The sequence below is a fragment of the Ensifer adhaerens genome (assembly GCF_001270265.1).
Taxonomy (GTDB): Bacteria; Pseudomonadota; Alphaproteobacteria; order Rhizobiales; family Rhizobiaceae; genus Ensifer; species Ensifer adhaerens_B.
On the sequence record NZ_LGAP01000001.1, the window covers coordinates 680,291 to 698,136 of the forward strand.

Annotated in this window: 17 protein-coding genes, 3 tRNA genes and 1 pseudogene; 12 read left to right on the top strand and 9 right to left on the bottom strand. The window is 60.0% G+C overall.

Annotated features, from left to right (window positions below; genetic code table 11):
• Positions 1-22: 22 nt before the first annotated feature.
• Positions 23-613, bottom strand: coding sequence for a histidine phosphatase family protein (locus tag AC244_RS03285; protein WP_053247662.1), 591 nt, complete (start codon positions 611-613; stop codon positions 23-25).
• A 721-nt stretch (positions 614-1,334) separates the two neighbouring features.
• Here AC244_RS03285 and AC244_RS03290 point away from each other — a divergent pair.
• Positions 1,335-1,631: a hypothetical protein gene (locus AC244_RS03290; protein ID WP_053247356.1), complete on the top strand. Its 297-nt coding sequence runs from the start codon at positions 1,335-1,337 to the stop codon at positions 1,629-1,631.
• 40 nt (positions 1,632-1,671) lie between these two features.
• Here the strand turns inward: AC244_RS03290 and AC244_RS34960 are convergent.
• The 4 genes and pseudogenes from AC244_RS34960 to AC244_RS03305 all read right to left on the bottom strand — a co-directional run.
• Positions 1,672-1,761 (bottom strand): annotated as a pseudogene (locus tag AC244_RS34960) (flavin-dependent oxidoreductase); the annotation flags it as partial.
• 195 nt (positions 1,762-1,956) lie between these two features.
• Positions 1,957-2,033, bottom strand: a tRNA-Arg gene (locus AC244_RS03295).
• A 37-nt stretch (positions 2,034-2,070) separates the two neighbouring features.
• Positions 2,071-2,376 carry an ETC complex I subunit gene (locus AC244_RS03300; RefSeq protein WP_053247357.1) on the bottom strand — a complete coding sequence of 102 codons (306 nt, stop codon included), beginning with the start codon at positions 2,374-2,376 and terminating at the stop codon, positions 2,071-2,073.
• Positions 2,377-2,667: 291 nt separating this feature from the next.
• Positions 2,668-2,744 (bottom strand) — tRNA-Pro (locus tag AC244_RS03305).
• Between the two features lie 219 nt (positions 2,745-2,963).
• Between AC244_RS03305 and AC244_RS03310 the strand changes: the two genes are divergently transcribed.
• From AC244_RS03310 to AC244_RS37900, 3 genes are all read left to right on the top strand, one after another.
• Complete coding sequence (locus tag AC244_RS03310) at positions 2,964-4,145, top strand: GGDEF domain-containing protein (protein WP_053247358.1); 1,182 nt, start codon at positions 2,964-2,966, stop codon at positions 4,143-4,145.
• A 279-nt stretch (positions 4,146-4,424) separates the two neighbouring features.
• Complete coding sequence (locus AC244_RS03315; RefSeq protein ID WP_053247359.1) at positions 4,425-5,429, top strand: GlxA family transcriptional regulator; 1,005 nt, start codon at positions 4,425-4,427, stop codon at positions 5,427-5,429.
• A 365-nt stretch (positions 5,430-5,794) separates the two neighbouring features.
• Positions 5,795-6,133 (top strand): hypothetical protein, encoded by a 339-nt coding sequence (locus AC244_RS37900; protein WP_082366715.1) that lies wholly within the window; start codon positions 5,795-5,797, stop codon positions 6,131-6,133.
• 20 nt (positions 6,134-6,153) lie between these two features.
• On the opposite strand, the gene AC244_RS03320 is transcribed toward AC244_RS37900, so the two are convergent.
• The 3 genes from AC244_RS03320 to AC244_RS03335 form a co-directional block, all read right to left on the bottom strand.
• Positions 6,154-6,342 carry a hypothetical protein gene (locus tag AC244_RS03320; protein ID WP_053247360.1) on the bottom strand — a complete coding sequence of 63 codons (189 nt, stop codon included), beginning with the start codon at positions 6,340-6,342 and terminating at the stop codon, positions 6,154-6,156.
• Positions 6,343-6,697: 355 nt separating this feature from the next.
• Positions 6,698-7,525 carry a DUF4238 domain-containing protein gene (locus AC244_RS03330; RefSeq protein WP_053247362.1) on the bottom strand — a complete coding sequence of 276 codons (828 nt, stop codon included), beginning with the start codon at positions 7,523-7,525 and terminating at the stop codon, positions 6,698-6,700.
• Between the two features lie 158 nt (positions 7,526-7,683).
• Positions 7,684-7,759, bottom strand: a tRNA-Lys gene (locus AC244_RS03335).
• A gap of 191 nt (positions 7,760-7,950) precedes the next feature.
• Here AC244_RS03335 and AC244_RS03340 point away from each other — a divergent pair.
• Positions 7,951-8,697, top strand: coding sequence for a cytochrome c biogenesis CcdA family protein (locus AC244_RS03340; RefSeq protein WP_053247663.1), 747 nt, complete (start codon positions 7,951-7,953; stop codon positions 8,695-8,697).
• Positions 8,698-8,907: 210 nt separating this feature from the next.
• A complete protein-coding gene (locus AC244_RS03345) occupies positions 8,908-9,870 on the top strand; it encodes an AEC family transporter (RefSeq protein ID WP_053247363.1) in 963 nt (320 codons plus the stop codon).
• Here AC244_RS03345 and AC244_RS03350 read toward each other — a convergent pair.
• Positions 9,838-11,049, bottom strand: coding sequence for a UbiH/UbiF family hydroxylase (locus AC244_RS03350; protein ID WP_053247364.1), 1,212 nt, complete (start codon positions 11,047-11,049; stop codon positions 9,838-9,840). The two genes, AC244_RS03345 and AC244_RS03350, sit on opposite strands and share 33 nt — an antisense overlap.
• A gap of 280 nt (positions 11,050-11,329) precedes the next feature.
• On the opposite strand from AC244_RS03350, the gene pcsA reads away from it, so the two are divergent.
• The 6 genes from pcsA to AC244_RS03380 are packed head-to-tail and all read left to right on the top strand — an operon-like array spanning position 11,330 to position 17,790.
• The gene (pcsA, locus tag AC244_RS03355) at positions 11,330-12,055 is read left to right on the top strand and encodes a phosphatidylcholine synthase (protein ID WP_053247365.1); all 726 of its coding nucleotides are present in this window, start codon (positions 11,330-11,332) and stop codon (positions 12,053-12,055) included.
• A gap of 10 nt (positions 12,056-12,065) precedes the next feature.
• A complete protein-coding gene (locus AC244_RS03360; RefSeq protein WP_053247366.1) occupies positions 12,066-13,043 on the top strand; it encodes a quinone oxidoreductase family protein in 978 nt (325 codons plus the stop codon).
• A 49-nt stretch (positions 13,044-13,092) separates the two neighbouring features.
• Positions 13,093-14,667 carry an ABC transporter ATP-binding protein gene (locus AC244_RS03365; protein WP_053247367.1) on the top strand — a complete coding sequence of 525 codons (1,575 nt, stop codon included), beginning with the start codon at positions 13,093-13,095 and terminating at the stop codon, positions 14,665-14,667.
• Positions 14,657-15,751 carry an ABC transporter permease gene (locus AC244_RS03370; RefSeq protein WP_053247368.1) on the top strand — a complete coding sequence of 365 codons (1,095 nt, stop codon included), beginning with the start codon at positions 14,657-14,659 and terminating at the stop codon, positions 15,749-15,751. The genes AC244_RS03365 and AC244_RS03370 overlap by 11 nt, the downstream gene beginning before the upstream one ends.
• Positions 15,751-16,671, top strand: a complete 921-nt coding sequence (locus tag AC244_RS03375) for an ABC transporter permease (protein ID WP_053247369.1) — start codon at positions 15,751-15,753, stop codon at positions 16,669-16,671. Before AC244_RS03370 ends, AC244_RS03375 begins: the two co-directional genes overlap by 1 nt.
• 48 nt (positions 16,672-16,719) lie before the next feature.
• Positions 16,720-17,790 carry a BMP family ABC transporter substrate-binding protein gene (locus AC244_RS03380; RefSeq protein ID WP_053247370.1) on the top strand — a complete coding sequence of 357 codons (1,071 nt, stop codon included), beginning with the start codon at positions 16,720-16,722 and terminating at the stop codon, positions 17,788-17,790.
• Positions 17,791-17,846 lie beyond the last annotated feature (56 nt).

The following is a 17,846-nucleotide window of genomic DNA, read 5'->3' on the forward strand; positions in this document are numbered from 1 at the left end:
CCCGGCGTTAGGCGCTCTCCGGCTACGCGAACATGGGTGCCGAACCGCTTACAAGACTGAATTCACCGTCGCAAAGGCGATAGAACGCGTCCTGAGGAACGGGCAGCTCCAACATTTCCCGCTTCGAAAGGCCGGAATACACGCCGCGTACCAATCTACCAAACAGCCCGTGAGAAATCGCAATGCTTGGTGAAAGCGTATCTGCGAGCCAGTCCTTTGCACGGCCACAGGCAGCATCAAAACTCTCTCCGTCCGGAGACTTAAAATACCAATCAAAAGCGTCCGAGCCATCCAGCATTGTCGGAAACTCATTGTCGATCTCGAACTTCGTCATACCATCCCAAGAACCGACAGAAACCTCCATCAATCGGGCGTCGTCACGAGCGACCAAGGGCAACACTCGCATCAGGCGATCAGCTGTCTGTCGAGTTCGGCCCAAGGGGCTGACGTCCATTTGGAATGATTGCTGGCTGCCTGAAATCTCTTTCTGAAGGAGTTCAGCGGCGCAATCCGCCTGTTCAATACCGCGCGCCGTAAGCGGGGAATCCAATTGACCTTGGAATCGACCCAAGGTGTTCCACATCGTCTCGCCATGGCGAAGCAGATAAATCAATTGTGTCGCCATATAAGCAGATACCCGCCGCAGTTCACTTCAGAGGTTCGATATCCAGTAGAGCCCGGGATCTATCGAGGATAGGTTCGTCAGCCCCGTAGAACCCGAACAAGGAGAAGTGATGGCGAGCCCTGCAGGATTCGAACCTGCGACAACCCGCTTAGAAGGTATGGATGCGTTTTCCGATTTCATGATTATTTTGTAAGCCGTTAAGCGACATCCGTACCGGTGGTACGGGACTTTTTCCGGGACTTTGCGACCTTTTCCAATGCGTCCGCCACTTCCTCATCGAGTACATGGGCATAGCTTGCGAGTGCGATGCGAGGTGGACCGCAATCCGAGTGCCTCTCTACGGCTGTTGAGAATAGTCAGGAAGCTCCGGCTTCTAGGTCCGATTGCGGTTCTAAATGTAAAGCCGACAGAAGGAACGACCCATATTGCGAGTGCGAGGATGCGCGCGAGGCCGACCCAGACGAACAGTAGCCAATGTAGTGCAGTCAGATCGGTTTGCCGCCATATCCGTTCGTAATACATGAGGCAGCCATGCATCACAGGTACAAGACAAAAGAACATCAAATTTGCCACATTGAAACCGACTGATTGGTGGAACGGTTGCAGCGATCAAGCGTTATTCTTGCCAGGCAGCGTAAGCCCGCAGGCAGAGGCTGCCGGGTATCTCGTTAGGCGGGGCTGAATCCCGACCGGAGATAGGAGCAACGCCATGAGAATTTCCACGAAGATGTCATGGGTCGCATTTGTCGTCACCGTTGCCGGGACCACGGCACCGGCTTTTGCCGATAACTACTATTACGAGCCGGCACCCGGCGGCGTCTATGTCGATCCCATGCCGACGGGCAGTGTGTACCTGGAGCCGGTGCCGATGTACGGTGCTTACGGTTTCTATCGTCCGCCGGCGCGGACTTTGGGTGACGAACGCGAACGCTACACCAACGAGTACATGGGTGGCGGTGAAGGTGATTACTACCAGGGGATCACGCACCCGGCACCAGTTCCCTGAGCGCCCGATCGTTCAGTATGAGGGTACGAGCAGTTGCGGCTCAGCGCCAGCCGAGAGCCGGTGCGAGGTGATGTAGGGTCGCCTCGTTCACATGTGCATTGTGGTCGACGCCCAGCTGGTTTGGGACCGCCTCTATGCCGACAGCATGCGCCGAGGTGACTAAGCGCTCTTGACCTGATTGCGTTTCGGCAACTGGCATCCGCAAAACATAATGGGAACACTCTACGGGATTTTTCCGGGATTCGGGGTGCCAAAACGTTCCGGTTTTGGGTACTTCGCTCGCCGCGCCGATTCTGGAAAATAGGTGTGATTTCCAGAAGGTAGATGGCGACCCCTGCAGGATTCGAACCTGCGACAACCTGCTTAGAAGGCAGGTGCTCTATCCAACTGAGCTAAGGGGCCGTTCCGGGCAGGGCCCGTCGAAAACGGCTCGAGGACCTCAATGGGTCCAGGGCTGCATCCGGCTAAAACGGAAGTTGTCCGGGTAGGACACAGCCTTGCGCGTCGCCTCTTTCGGAGCGATCACACGGTATTCGATGCCGTTGCGCTCGGCATAGGCGATCGCCTGTTCGGCGCTTTCGAAAGTCAATCGCAGCTGCTGCAGCGTATCGCCGGAGCTGGTGTAGCCCATGATCGGATCGATGGTGCGCGGCTTTTCCTGATCGAACTCCAGCAGCCACAGATTCGTCTTGGCTTTGCCAGACTGCATGGCGGTCTTTGCTGGACGATAGATCTTTGCGGACATGGTCTCGAACGGCTCCGTGATTTTCCTGGTGGAGCACTTTTCGGCCCCAGCATGCGTCTTCCCATAGCGCAGAATGATTTAAAACGGAATGACTTTCAGATGGATAAATCTGGCTTTCGTCCGCATTTTGTCGGCAATGGTCGAGCGATCGCTTTGCCATGAGGGGCCGACGGCACCGGCGTGTCGCATGACCTTCGTCTCGACGGGCATAATAGGCTCGCACTGCTCCCACAGATTCGTGGTCAGCAACATTGTGCGCAGCTAATAATCTAATACTTTTGGGGATTTCGTTGGTCGGAGTGGAGAGATTCGAACTCCCGACCCTCTGGTCCCAAACCAGATGCGCTACCAGACTGCGCTACACTCCGTGCCAACGGCGCCGGAGATACACGCTTCACCCACGCCCTGCAACATGAAATTTCGCCTCGACCGAAACGAGGGGCCAAAAGTCATGCGATGGCAGGGTGCAGGGATGATCGACATGCCGGAATTTCGGGCTTTGCAGCCGGTTTCTCATTTCCATTTAGTAATCGCTAAACTCCATGCGATAGAGGCGCGGCGACAAACAACCACGCCGAGCCGGACCGATGACTGCCCAACTTGACCTCGCAACTGTACTGCTGCTTCACAAGTCGTCGTTTCTGGTCGGCGCCCTGTGCTTTCTTTACCTCCGGTGGCAATCGCCCCGGAACGAGGGGCTTGGCATCCTGGCGATTGGTTTTCTCTTTCTTGCTCTGGCTTCAACGCTGGCAGGTTATGGCGAACAGAAGCTGCTGCCGGCTTTTTTATGGACGCTCTCGAGCTTCACGCTCGGCCTTAGCGGCTACGCCCTGTTCTGGATCGGTTTGCGCCGGCTCAGCGGTCAAAGGCTCCGTCGGGCCGATTGGCTGGCGCTCGCCATTCCCTTGATCGGTGCGATCGCCGGCCTGATCACGCATTTCCACGTCGTCAACTACGTGCGCGCAAGCGTATTCAATACCGGCGCCTTCCTGTACCTCGCCGCTTCCGCCTTGGCAGTCGTCTCGGATCGGAAAGACGAGCCGCTGCCGGTGCGGGCAATCTTCGCGGCTTCGCTGGCAGTTGGCGCCGGTCTGTGCCTTGCAGTGGTGGTTGGACTGCTCAAGCCGGACGCACTGCCGATCACGACGACCTACGCCTTCTTCCTCCTGATCATCAGTCACTTCGCGATTGCGCTGTTCGCGCTCGTGTTGGTCAAGGAGCGAGCAGAGGCCGCATTGCGTCGGACCGCCGACACCGACATGCTGACGGGGATCGGTAATCGCCGCTGGTTCCTGTCGCAACTACCGCGTTTCGATTGGAAGGGCGACGCCCTTGCGGTCATGGATTTGGATTTCTTCAAGCGCGTCAATGACCGTTTTGGCCACCAGGCGGGTGACCAGGTGCTGATCGCTTTTGCCGAACTGGTGCGCGCGAACCTGCGCGCGACCGATTGCTTCGCCAGGCTCGGCGGCGAGGAGTTCGGGCTCTATCTTCCGAAAACGAACGAGGCGCAGGCGCGGGCGATTGTCGAACGGCTCCGCCTTGCCACCGAACAATTGGATGTCCGTTTCGACGGCCAGCGCGTTGCCCTCAGCGTCAGCATCGGGGTTGTCGTCGGTCGGGGAGCGGAACACAGCTGGGAGGAGCTCTTCAGCATGGCAGATGCCGCGCTCTACCAGGCCAAGGATGCCGGCCGTAACCGCGTGATCACCTATGCCCCGCCACCGGCTTCGTTCGCCATTGATATCTCGATTGCACGGACAGGTTGAGAGTTGCGTCAAACGGGCGGCGATTTGCCTGTCCGTGCTTCTCTGCCATCTTTATCGGCATCGGCGCATCACTGTTCGTTCGGTGGGCATGGGCGGTGGGATAAAAAAACGGGCCGGCGGAACTGGATCCGGCCGGCCCGTTCCGGCAATCTCGCGGAAAGGGGAACGTCTCTGCGCGGGGCTGCAGCGCCGCGCGAAGGGAGATCGATTGCCACCTGATAATGCCTGAATGCGGCCTAACCAATTGACATTTCACGCCGGAAATTTGACATTTCTCGCATGTCCGCCGCTGAGAAAATACAATCTGTGATCGATGTCGTGGTCGTCGTCCTGCCAGAGTCGTCGATCATGTCGCTCGCATCGGTGCTCGATCCGATGCGCGCTGCCAATCGCGTCTCGGGCCGCGAGGTCTTTCGCTGGCAGCTGCTGTCGGCGGACGGTGAGCCAATCACCCTGACATGCGGCATTCCGATCGCGGTCGACGGCATGTTCACACTGCCACTTGAAGGCGATGTCCTGCTGGCGATCGGCGGCTTCAATCTCGACAGGCATGTCGGACGCAAGTTCATTGCCACGCTTCAAGAAAGCGCCCGCCATTTTGACGTCGTTGCTGGCATCGAATCGGGTTGCTGGCTGCTCGGTCGCAGCGGTCTGCTCAACGGCCGCAAGGCCACCGCCCATTGGGAAGAGCTGGAGGATTTCAGTCAGGCGTTCCCGGCACTCACCGTGCTGGGAGACCGTTTCGTCACCGATGGAAAGTTCTGGACCTCGGGCGGCGCATCGCCGACCTTCGACATGATGCTGCACCTGATTACCCAACGCCTTGGCTCGGCGCTGGCGCTCGATGTGGCCAGCATCTTCGTCTATGACCAGACCCACAGCGCAACGGACGTCCAGCCCGTCGTGTCCCTCGGGAGGATCGAGACCCGTGATCCCGGCCTGGCTGAGGCAATCCGCCTGATGGAGCGAACGCTCGAACGGCCACTGACGGTGTCTGCGCTTGCGCGCCGGCTGTCTGTGTCGCAGCGCAAGCTGGAGGTTCTATTCGCGAAAGGCCTGTCGACCAGCCCCGGCGCCTATTACCTTCGCCTGCGCCTCCAAGCCGCCCATCGGCTGGTGCGCGATTCGGGCAGCCCGATCCGCGAGATTGCCCTTCGCTGCGGCTTCGACAGCTTGTCGGCTTTTTCCCGCGCCTATAACCGCGAATATGGAACGAGTCCGCTGAAGATGCGAAGCAGGCACCGCGGAGCGGTTGCCATGTCGGATGGCGGTGAGGGGATCTGAAGGTGAGCGGCGCGATGCGTTTGGGTTGCCGTATCGGCCCGCTCGCGGGACTGAGGCGCTGAGGCGTTTGAATCGCCGTGCCTGCTGGGTGGATGCGTTCACAGGCGCCGCTGCACGTTGCTACCCGCCACCGCAGGGAGCGGTCTCACCAACTGGCGGCCCTTTATTTCCAGGATGTCGTCAAGCCGTCGCAAAGTAAACTGCCGGAGTCCATTGGCCATTCAATATTGAGTGGGCGCCGCCAACTCTCGCTCATCGCGCGCGAGGGGTTTTCGACACGTGCAGCCTTACAAGCGGCGCGCTTCCGTTCATCGGCGGTTCAGGCTGACAGGCTCAATGTGATAGCTAGTTAGGAGGAGTTTGCGATGAAAAAGCTCTTATCCGCCCTCGCAGCGATTGGCTTAGCTGCGTCTTTCGCCTTGCCGCTAAGCGCCGCTCCGATTTTCGTGCCAAAACCCGAACAAGTGCAGACCGGCACTGTCGAACAGGTCAACCACTGGCGTCATCGCCAATGGCGCGCGGATCGCAGGTGGGATCGCCGCTGGGATAGGCGACACGCCTGGCGTTCATGCGGCTACTACGGCAGGTGCTATCCGCGCCATTACGGCTACTATAATGGATACCGTGACCGTGGGTACTATGGCTACCGTGACCAGTACCGTTACCACCGTCGATCTGGCGTCACAGTCTACTTCGATTTCTAGCGGGAAGCGCGCGCAGCACGCTAGTGCACCGACCCAGACCGCCGCCTGATGTACAGGAGGTTCAGAAGGTCGACGAGATCATCTGCTTGCTCGAGCTCCAGGCCCACCTGCTCGACTTCATTCACGAGCGCGGGCATGCCGGTGAAGATGTCGAACACCGTCCACGTGCCGTCTGATTCTTGGCGAAGGTCGTAGCGATTCTCAGGCATGGCCGCCTCACTGATGGTGGAAACATTTTAGCACGGGAAGCGGCGGATCACGATTTCCAGTTGGTTGAGTGTCGGATCGCCACCATCAGCGTGTCGAGCTTCGAACGTGTTGGGCCGAATCGCTCGTATAGCTCCTCGGCGCGCTGGGTGCCCAGATCATAAACCGCAGCGAGTTCCTTGAGGCTGTAGATCTTGCGGGTTTGCGGGGAGGGTGCGCGATACCTTTGATGTGTGGTCTCCATACGTGAGCAACGTCGAATACACAGGCTGGTTCCACTAGCGGATGTCTGCGGCCGTCATCGCCGCGGCCGAATGACATCGGTATTCTTGCCAAAAAACGGCGCCAGCGAATTAATCAACGCCTCTGATCGCCCTGCAATCTGAGAGCTTTGCTCAAAAATGCCAAGTTCATAAGCCGTACTTGGTCGTCTGTAAGGTCAATGATATGCGTGCCGGCGCCGTAATATCCTGGGCTCACGGCCAGGCTCGGTGTGATTGCGAGCCAGGCATGGACGCGTTCATCAGATAACAGCTTAGCGGTACTAGAGGTGACTTTGACGACCGGGCGGCTGGCGAGGATCAACGACTTTCGAGGATTCACCACGCGGGCGAAAATCAGTCCTCTGCCCGCGAGCGCATTCCGAATTACGGGGCTCTGAGACTTCAAAGTGTTGACGTGGAGGTTATTGCGCGCCGATTTCATTTTGTCAGCGGCGAGATACTTTTCTCGCTCGTCATCACTTACTGGACGAACGTTCTTGCTGAACTCATCAATCGCCTCTTCGATCGCGCGGCGATAGGCTTCTACTGACATCAGGTCGTTGCGAATGTCAGGCACTCGGCGCCACTGCTGCAGGAAAAATTGGTCCCAGATCACGCGCTCGTCTGCCGTAAGTAGCGGGTGGCGATTCTTGGCCGTTGCATCAATCATTTTAGATATGAGGGGATCCGCCAAGCCTTCGAGCCGGCTGAAATCCTGCTCAAGACTCACGTCCTTTACACCGTCCTTCCCCACGTGCATGTAAAGATGCCCCTCGAGAAACAGGTTTCCCGGCATGTCAGCACGGACGCCGTTTTCCGTACGACGCGAGTCGTAAGTCCACAGACCTCCTTGCTCATTTACAAATCGCTTCTGCAGCATCTCCGGCACGAAATGATGCCGCTTGGGAATCGAACGATTCATTTCTCACCCGAATTGAACGTATAATGCCATCCGCCAATTCAGGTGCCATGTGCCAATCATGTGCCGCAAAAGCCGGAAATGTGCCGTAAATATCGTAATTACCGCATACATTGTAGTGGCGGAAAATCCAGAAAAATCAACAAAAACAAGGAATTGAGTGGTGAGCGCGCAGGGATTCGAACCCTGGACCTACTGATTAAAAGTCAGTTGCTCTACCGGCTGAGCTACGCGCTCCCTGGCCGCGACCGTGAGGCCCGGCGGAAGTGGGCGGACATATGCACTTGAGCTTCCCGCCGGTCAACCCAAAAATTACGGCTTTCGTGAAGAAATGGTGCATGGCGCAATGATCGCCAAAAGGTGATTGGTATCATCGCGACCATGCGGCTAAGGAATGGCCCAAATACCGCATGCCGGAGTTCTTGCCGTTGTCGATTGCCGATATTTCGATCTGGACCGCCATTCTCGCTGGCGCGCTGTCCTTCCTTTCGCCTTGTGTCCTGCCGCTTGTGCCGCCCTATCTCTGCTATATGGCCGGGGTGTCGGTCGACCAGTTCCGAAGCGGCGAGGCGGTTTCAGCCCGCAGCACCCGGCGCGCCGTTCTTCCGGCAGCCCTTCTGTTTACGCTCGGTTTTGCAACCGTGTTCGTGTCGCTTGGTGCCGGCGCATCCTCGATCGGCCTGCTTTTGCGCCAGCACATGGATCTTCTGTCGCGCATCGGCGGCGTGGTGATCATCATCATGGGCCTGCATTTCCTTGGCGTGTTCAAGATCGGCCTGCTTGCGCGCGAGGCACGGTTTCAAGGCGGCGGTAAGCCGGCGACGCTGTCCGGCGCCTATATCATGGGCCTTGCCTTCGCCTTCGGCTGGACGCCGTGCATCGGTCCGGTACTTGGCACTATCCTCGGCGTTGCGGCTGCGCGCGATACGGTCACGGACGGCGCCATGCTTCTGGCCGTCTATTCGCTCGGGCTTGCCATACCGTTCTGGATCGCGGCCGGTTTTTCCGGTGCGTTCATGCGCTTTCTCCTGCGATTCCGTCGCCACCTTGGCCTCGTCGAAAAGCTGATGGGCGCGCTTCTGGTGCTCGCCGGTCTTGCCTTCCTCTTCGGCTTCATCAGTTCCGTCGCCATCTGGTTCCAGCAGACGTTCCCGATTCTGATGAAAATCGGCTGAGCGCTTAGCTGATCAATGGATGCGATTGGCCTTGCCGATTGCGCCGCAACCTATTGGAATCGATCGGGTTGATGCTATTGGGGTGAACGGACCCAATCGTGCATCGGCGTGAACGTCGTGCCTAAGACGCAATGCCACGGCAGCGATTGGGCTATGCGCGGGGGACATATTCCCGCTCAGCGTGTCGCATGAGCACGGTCGGGGAGAGGCATGACGGAAATTGCTGGCCTGGTGTTGCCGTTCTTCGGGCTGATCTTCCTCGGCTATCTCACGGCCCGCTTCGTCGAACATCCGGGCGAGGCAATGGGGTGGCTGAACACCTTCATCATCTATCTCGCCTTGCCGGCGCTGTTCTTCAAGCTGGTGTCACGAACGCCGATCGAGCAACTGACCCGCGCCGATTTCATCCTGACGAGCGTCGGTGCGACCTATCTCGTCTTTTCGCTGATCTTCATCGTCGGTCTTTTCGTGCGGCGCAATTCCATCGGCGAGGCGACAATACAGGGGTTTGCCGCAGCCTATGGCAATATCGGTTATATGGGGCCGGGCCTGGCGTTGCTGGCGCTGGGCGACGCGGCGGCGGTGCCGGTCGCACTGATCTTCTGCTTCGAGAATGCAGCGCACTTTACCGTGGCGCCGGCGATGATGGCGCTTTCAGGCGGGCGGAAGGAAAAACCTGCGGCTCTCGCCCTTGGCATCGCCCGCAAGATCATCCTGCACCCATTCATCCTGTCTACCTTTGCCGGGGTCGCAGCTGCATTCTTCGCCGTCCAGCCACCGCTGCCTGTGCAGCGGCTGATCGACTATCTGGCGCAGGCGGCCGCCCCTTGCGCGCTTTTTGCCATGGGCGTGACGCTTGCGCTGCGCCCGATCAAGCGCATCCCGGTCGAGATCGGCTACATCGTGCCGGCCAAGCTGATCCTGCATCCGGTGCTGGTGTTCACGGCGCTCAGCCTGACGGGAAACTATGATCCGGTCTGGGTGCAGACAGCCGTGCTGCTGGCGGCGCTGCCGACTGCGACCAACGTCTTTGTCATCGGTCATCAATATGGTGTCTGGCAGGAGCGCGCCTCGGCAACGATCCTGATCACGACTTTGCTTTCGGTGGCGACGGTGACCGGGCTGCTCTATCTGATCCGCTCAGGCGCTCTTCCGGCCGATCTTTTCCCGTAAGCTGTCCTTCAGCGCGTGAAACGCACTGCCGGGGTGCACGCCTTCGCGCATCACCAGGCTGCGCAGCGGTCCCGCAGCAGACAGGATGTGCAGGCCGACTGCGCGCAGCGCCTGTACCGGCAGGAAACTCGACAGCAACGATCGGTTCAAGAGATCGACGCTCGCCGTGCGGCTGACGATATCGAGGCGGCGGCGGCCGTCGAACCGGTCGCCGATATCGCCCGAAAGACTGTCGCCCGTCGATGCGCCGATCAGATCGACCAGCGTCATCGCGTCGCGAAGGCTCAAGTTGAGGCCCTGGGCGCCAATCGGCGGGAAGGCGTGCGCCGCTTCGCCAACAAGCGCGACCCGGCCCTTGCCAAAGCGATGCGCGCTCATGCCAGACAGTGGGAAGGATTGCGGGGCTCCCTCGACCGTTACCTTGCCAAGGATCGACTGCATCCGGTCCTCCACGGCGCGCGAGAGTGCGGCCAGGTCGAGCGCCAGCGTGGTGGCGGCATCTTCGGGTTTGCGCACCCAGACGAGGCTCGAGCGGTTGCCGGGCAGGGGCACCTGGGTGAATGGTCCGCTCTCCGTGTGAAACTCCGTCGAGGTGTCCTGGTGGGGAAGCTCGTGCGAGAAGTTGAGGACGACGGCGGTCTGCGGATAGGACCAGGTGCTGACGGAAATCTTGGCTGCTTCGCGCACCGGCGAACGACGACCGTCGGCGCCGACAACCAGATCGGCCGTGATATCGCATCCGTCATCGAGCGAGATCCGCGCCTTGTCGCCGGAGAGGTCGAAATCGACCGCCGACACGGTCATGCGATCGAGCGTTGCGATCTCGGACGCCCGCTCGCGCAGAATGTCGAGGAAGGGGGCGTTCGGAATGTTGTAGCCGAAGGCCGGCAGGCCGACTTCCGATGCCCGAAAGTTCACTGTCGGCGCACGCAGCAGGCGGTTGGTTCCATCCAGAATGCGCATCGTCGAGAGCGGCGCCGTCAGCGGCTGCACCTTTTCCCAGAGGTTCAATTTCCTGAGGTATTCGATCGACTGGTCCATCAGCGCGGTCGTCCGGCCGTCGGACAATGCCGGTTCCGGTCCGATCAGCGCAACGCGGTAGCCGCTCTCAGCAAGCGCGATCGCTGCCAGAGAGCCCGCAAGGCCGGCGCCGACGACGGCGATGTCGTAATGATCCATGATGGAAAGAACCCTTTCGCTCGCGCCATCAAGCGCCTGCTGCTTTCATCTCGATCTTACTTCTAGTCCTCGGCAAAGGCGAAATAAATGGGTTGAATCAGCGCAGAAGCAATTTGAAAGTGTCCACAGAACAATCTCCACCGGACAAAGTCGTGCTTGAATTTTGCTGGCGATGCGTTGCAAAGGGTGCATATTACGCGCAATGCGCCGCCAAAGCGGTTGGGGCGGGGGTTACAACCCTGTCTGGGGAAATGCAGAAGGGGATAGGCGGCGTCCGCAGATGAAGTTTTTCAACTACAAAAGAGTCCCCTACGCCGAGATTCGCGCCTTCTCCGTGCACATATTGACCGCTTCCGGGTCATTCCTCGCTTTTCTTGGTGTCGTCGCCGCGGCAGAACATCGCTTCGTCGATATGTTCTGGTGGCTCGGCCTGGCCTTGCTGGTGGACGGCATCGATGGTCCGATCGCCCGCAAGGTGCGGGTCAAGGAAGTGCTTCCCAATTGGTCGGGCGACACGCTCGACAACGTCATCGACTATGTCACCTACGTGCTTCTGCCGGCCTTTGCGCTCTACCAGAGCGGCATGATCGGCGAACCGTGGTCCTTCCTGGCGGCCGGCGCGATCGTCGTCTCGAGCGCGATCTACTATGCCGACATGGGCATGAAGACGGACGAATATTTCTTCTCGGGCTTTCCCGTGGTCTGGAACATGGTCGTCTTTACGCTCTTCGTCATTCAGGCAAGTGAACTGACCGCCTCGATCGTCGTCCTCGTGTCGGTGGTGCTTACCTTCCTGCCGATCAACTTCCTGCATCCGGTGCGCGTCCAGCGGCTTCGTCCGCTCAACCTGGGTGTCTTTTTTCTCTGGTCGGCGCTCAGCATGTACGCCCTGCTTCTGCATTTCGTGACGCCGGCCTGGGTGGTGACCGGTGTTCTTGCAACAGGCATCTATCTCTACGTGATCGGTTTCGTCCTGCAGATCTTCCCCAAGCTCGGCCGGACCTAGGAGCTCTTCGATGGCACAGGCAATTGTCGTACGCGAACTCGGTGGACCCGAGGTCCTGAAGCTGGAGGGCGTTACGCTCTCGCCGCCGGGACCGGGTGAGGTGCAGATCCGCCAGGTGGCTGTCGGGTTGAATTTCATCGACGTCTATTTCCGCACCGGGCTCTACAAGTCCGCCTCGGGCCTGCCCTTTGTCCCGGGCAAGGAAGGCGCCGGGATCGTGACGGCCGTCGGCGATGGCGTCAGCCTCTTTGGCGTTGGCGACCGGGTGGCCTATGCATCGTCGGATGGTGCCTACGCCAGCGAGCGCAACGTCGAAGCTTCGCAACTGGTCAAGGTTCCGGACGGCATCTCGCTTGAGACGGCGGCGGCGATGATGCTGAAAGGCATGACGGCGCAATATCTGCTCAACCAGACATTCCAGGTCGGGCCGGAAACGACGCTGCTCTTCCATGCCGCCGCCGGTGGCGTCGGCTTGATTGCCGGCCAATGGGCAAAGGCTCTGGGTGCAACCGTCATCGGTACGGCCGGATCGCAGGACAAGATCGACCTGGCACTCGCCCATGGATACGACCACGTCATCAACTATCGCACGGACAATTTCGTTGCGCGGGTCAAGGAACTGACAGACGGCAAGGGTGTCGATGTCGTTTACGATTCGGTCGGGAAGGACACCTATCCGGCCTCGCTCGATTGCCTGAAATCGCGCGGTCTTTGGGTGAGCTTCGGCAACTCGTCGGGCCCGGTCGACGCCTTCAGCATCGGTATTCTGGCACAGAAGGGTTCGCTGTTTGCAACGCGCCCGACACTCTTCGGTTATGTGTCGACGCGGCCTGCGCTTGAAGCGTGTGCAAACTCGCTCTTTGATATTGTGCAAAGCAACAAAGTGCGTATCAATATCAATCAGACTTATCCGCTTGCCGACGCCGGTCGCGCGCATACGGATCTTGAGACAAGAAAAACGAGTGGAACAACACTGCTGATTCCGTGATCGAAGCCTTAAGGCGGACGGGGATCGACAGAGGGGAAAAGAGGGCAGCGTGCCTGTTGAGGGAGCAACCGCGAACGGTCCGTTGTTGGCTGTGAGCAACCTGACGAAATTGTTCGGCTCGTTTGCGGCCTGCAATGAGATCAACCTGCAGATAGACCAGGGCGAAATCCACGCCCTTCTCGGCGAAAACGGTGCCGGAAAATCGACGCTGGTGAAGATGTTGTTCGGCGTTCTCGCGCCGACGGGCGGCGAGATCGTGTGGCAGGGGCGCAGCGTGCGCATCGCCAGCCCCGCGGCCGCTCGCAAGCTCGGCATCGGCATGGTTTTTCAGCATTTTTCGCTGTTTGAGGCGTTGACCGTCGCCGAAAACATCGCGCTGTCGATGGACGGCAACATCTCGCTCGCCAAGGTCGCGGAAGAAGCCTCGCGCCTGTCGCACGCCTATGGCCTGCCGCTCGATCCCAAGGCGCACGTGGCTGATCTTTCCGTCGGCGAGCGCCAGCGCATCGAGATCGTCCGTGCATTGCTGCAGAACCCGCGTCTGATCATTCTCGATGAGCCGACGTCGGTCCTGACGCCGCAGGAGGCCGATCGACTGTTCGAGACCCTCAACAAGCTCAAGGCGGAAGGGCGTTCGGTCCTCTACATCAGCCACCGGCTCGAGGAGGTGCAGCGCATCTGCGACCGCGCGACCGTGCTTCGCCACGGCAAGGTCACCGGCGCCTGCGACCCCAAGGTCGAAACACCAGCGTCTTTGGCACGCATGATGGTGGGAAGCGACGTAGCAGCAGTGACCGCCGAGGGCACCAGCACCAAGGGCGACGTGCAACTGGAAGCGCGCCACCTTTCCGTTTCCGCGCGCACGCCGTTTGCCGTTTCGCTGAAAAACATCTGTCTCAAGGTGCGTGCCGGCGAAGTGCTGGCGATCGCCGGTGTGGCCGGCAACGGCCAGGGCGAGCTTTTCGACGCGCTTTCCGGCGAGTATCCGGTTGCGGACGACGCTGCGGTGCAGATCAGGCAAAAGCCGGTCGGCAACAGGAACATCAACGCGCGACGGCTGATGGGCGCCGGTTTCGTTCCCGAAGAGCGCCACGGCCATGCTGCGGTTTCAGCCATGCCGCTCTCCGACAATCTGGTGCTTGCCAGAAGCCGGTCCGATGCCAAGGCCTTCCTCGGTGGCTGCTTCCTCAACATCATCCGCCGAGATGCGGTGACGACGGCAACCAAACGCATCTCCGAAGCAATGGACGTGCGCAAAAGCGGCGAAGACCCGCCGGCCGGATCGCTCTCGGGCGGCAACCTGCAGAAATTCATCGTCGGTCGCGAGCTCGACCGCCAACCGGCCGTCTTGATCGTCAATCAGCCGACTTGGGGGGTGGATGCAGGTGCTGCAAGCCGGATCCGGCAAGCGCTCGTCGATCTCGCCAAGGCTGGGTCCGCCGTGCTGGTGATCAGCCAGGACCTTGACGAAATCTTCGAGGTGGCGACCGAAATCGCGGTGATCAGCGAAGGGCGGCTCTCCGATCCCTATCCGGCGCGCGAGCTTTCTCGTGAGAAGATCGGCCTCCTGATGGGCGGCATGTACGGCAAGACGGAAGGCACGGGGGCTGTGCATGCGCATTGAACTGGAAAAGCGCGCCAAGATATCGGCGCTGTTCTCGATCCTGTCTCCGTTCATCGCCTTCCTGCTGACGATCATCTTCGGCGGCATCATGTTCGCGCTTCTCGGCAAGAACCCGGTCACGGCGCTTTACAGCTTCTTCGTCGAGCCTCTGAGCGAGGTCTGGTCGCTGCACGAACTCGCGATCAAGGCCGCGCCGCTGATCCTGATTGCTGTCGGCCTTTCCGTCTGTTTCCGCTCGAACAACTGGAACATCGGCGCCGAGGGGCAATTCATCATGGGCGCAATCGCCGGCTCGACCCTGCCGGTCGTGTTTTACGAGTGGCAGTCGCCGCTGGTGCTGCCGCTGATGATGCTGATGGGCATGCTCGGCGGCGCGCTGTTCGCCGCCATTCCCGCCTTCCTCAAGGCGCACATGAACACCAACGAGATCCTGACGAGCCTGATGCTGGTCTATGTCGCCCAGCTGTTTCTCGACTGGCTCGTGCGCGGCCCCTGGCGCAACCCGGGGGGCATGAACTTTCCGGAGACGCGCACCTTTGCGCCTGACGCAATCCTGCCGGAACTGATCGCATCGGGGCGCACCCATTGGGGCTTTGCCTTCGCCATCATCGCGGCGATCCTCGTCTGGTTCATGATGCGCTACACGCTGAAGGGTTTCGAGATTTCGGTTCTCGGCCAGTCCGAGCGGGCAGGGCGTTTTGCCGGCTTCTCGTCCCGGCGGATGATCTGGTTTTCGATGCTTTTGTCAGGTGCGCTTGCCGGTCTTGCTGGCATTTCCGAAGTCAGCGGCGCGATCCAGCAACTGCGCCCGGTGATCTCGCCCGGCTACGGCTTCACCGCGATCATCGTGGCGTTTCTCGGTCGGCTCAATCCGCTTGGCATCATTGCGGCCGGTCTCGTGCTGGCGCTGACCTATCTCGGCGGCGAAGCCGCACAGCTATCGCTCGGGGTGTCGGACAAAGTCACCCGCGTCTTCCAGGGTCTTTTGCTGTTCTTCGTGCTCTCCTGCGACACACTCATTCATTATCGCATCCGGCTGGTTTGGTACCGGTTTACTGCGTCAGATCTGGACCGGAGCCGCTGATGGGGATCGTCGAAGCCATATTGCTGAGCGTCATCACTGCCGCAACACCGCTCGTCATTGCTGCGCTGGGCGAATTGGTAACGGAACGCTCCGGCGTGCTCAACCTCGGCGTCGAAGGCATGATGGTGATGGGCGCCGTTTGCGCCTTCGTCGCGACCCAGATCACCGGGTCGCCCTATCTCGGGATTCTTGCTGGGATCGTTTGCGGTGCGGTATTCTCCCAGCTCTTCGCGTTCCTGACCCTGACGCTGGTTGCCAACCAGGTGGCGACCGGCTTGGCGCTGACGTTGCTCGGCCTCGGCGTTTCCGGCATGCTCGGCGAGAGCTTTCTCGGCATGCAGGGTATCAAGCTGCAGCCGATCGTCATTCCGGTGCTGGCCGATATCCCGTTCATCGGACCGCTCCTGTTCCGTCAGGACATCATCTTCTATCTTTCGATCGCGCTGGTCGCAGGCGTTCACTGGTTCCTGTTCAGGAGCCGCGTGGGCCTGAAGCTGCGCGCCGTCGGCGACAGTCATGCGTCTGCCCATGCCCTTGGCGTCAACGTCATCAGGACGCGCTATCTTGCGGTGATGTTCGGCGGCGCCTGCGCGGGTCTTGCAGGCGCGCAATTGTCGCTCGTCTACACCCCGCAATGGGTCGAGAACATGTCGGCCGGGCGTGGCTGGATCGCGCTGGCGTTGGTGGTCTTCTCGTCCTGGCGCCCGTGGCGGCTCATTGCCGGCGGCTATCTGTTCGGCGCCGTTTCCATCAGCCAGCTTCACGCACAGGCCTTCGGTATCGGTATCCCGTCGCAATTCCTTTCGTCGCTTCCCTATCTCGCGACGATTGTCGTGCTCATACTCATTTCACATAACCGGCGCACGACCCTGATCAATACGCCGGCATCGCTCGGTAAGCCGTTTGTGCCAGATCGGTGACAATAACAATCCAGACGGACGTTTCTCAAACCGACAGAGGTCAAGAAAATGAAAAAACTACTGCTCGCTCTCGCAAGTACCGCGGCCGTCATCGGCTTTGCCAGTGCTGCCGCCGCCCAGGAAAAGGCCAAGGTCTGCTTCGTCTATGTCGGTTCCAAGACCGACGGCGGCTGGACGCAGGCACACGATATCGGTCGTCTGGAGCTGGAAAAACAGCTCGGTGACAAGATCGAGACGCAGTTCCTCGAAAACGTACCGGAGGGTCCTGACGCCGAGCGTGCGATCGAACGCATGGCCCGCTCCGGCTGCGGCCTGATCTACACGACGTCGTTCGGCTTCATGGACGCGACGATCAAGATCGCGCAGAAGTTCCCGGACGTGAAGTTCGAGCACGCGACCGGCTACAAGAGCGCGCCGAATGTGGCGACTTACAACAGCCGCTTCTATGAAGGCCGCTACATCCAGGGCGTGATCGCCGCCAAGATGTCCGAGAAGGGCGTCGCCGGCTACATCGCCTCGTTCCCGATCCCCGAAGTGGTGATGGGCATCAATGCCTTCGTCATCGGCGCGCGCTCGGTCAACCCCGACTTCAAGATCAAGGTCGTATGGGCCAACACCTGGTTTGACCCGGGCAAGGAAGCCGATGCTGCCAAGGCGCTGGTCGACCAGGGCGTCGATATCCTGACACAGCACACCGACACGACGGCGCCGATGCAGGTTGCCGCCGAGCGCGGCATCAAGGCCTTCGGCCAGGCATCCGACATGATCGCCGCAGGCCCGAAGACACAGTTGACGGCAATCGTCGATACCTGGGGCGCCTACTACGTCAAGCGGACGCAGGCTTTCCTCGACGGCAAGTGGGAAACCACATCGAGCTGGGACGGCCTGAAGGATGGCATCCTGACCATGGCGCCCTACACCAACATGCCTGACGACGTGAAGAAGCTGGCCGAAGACGCGGAAGCGAAAATCAAGTCGGGTGAGCTGAAGCCGTTCACCGGTCCGCTGAAGAAGCAGGACGGCAGCGAGTGGCTGGCGGCAGGCGCGTCGTCGGATGACGGCACGCTGCTCGGCATGAACTTCTACGTCGAAGGCGTCGACGACCAGCTGCCGAAGTAAAAACGGCGAAAGAACGCAGCAAATGTGCAACCCCCGCCGCGACGGCGGGGTTTGTC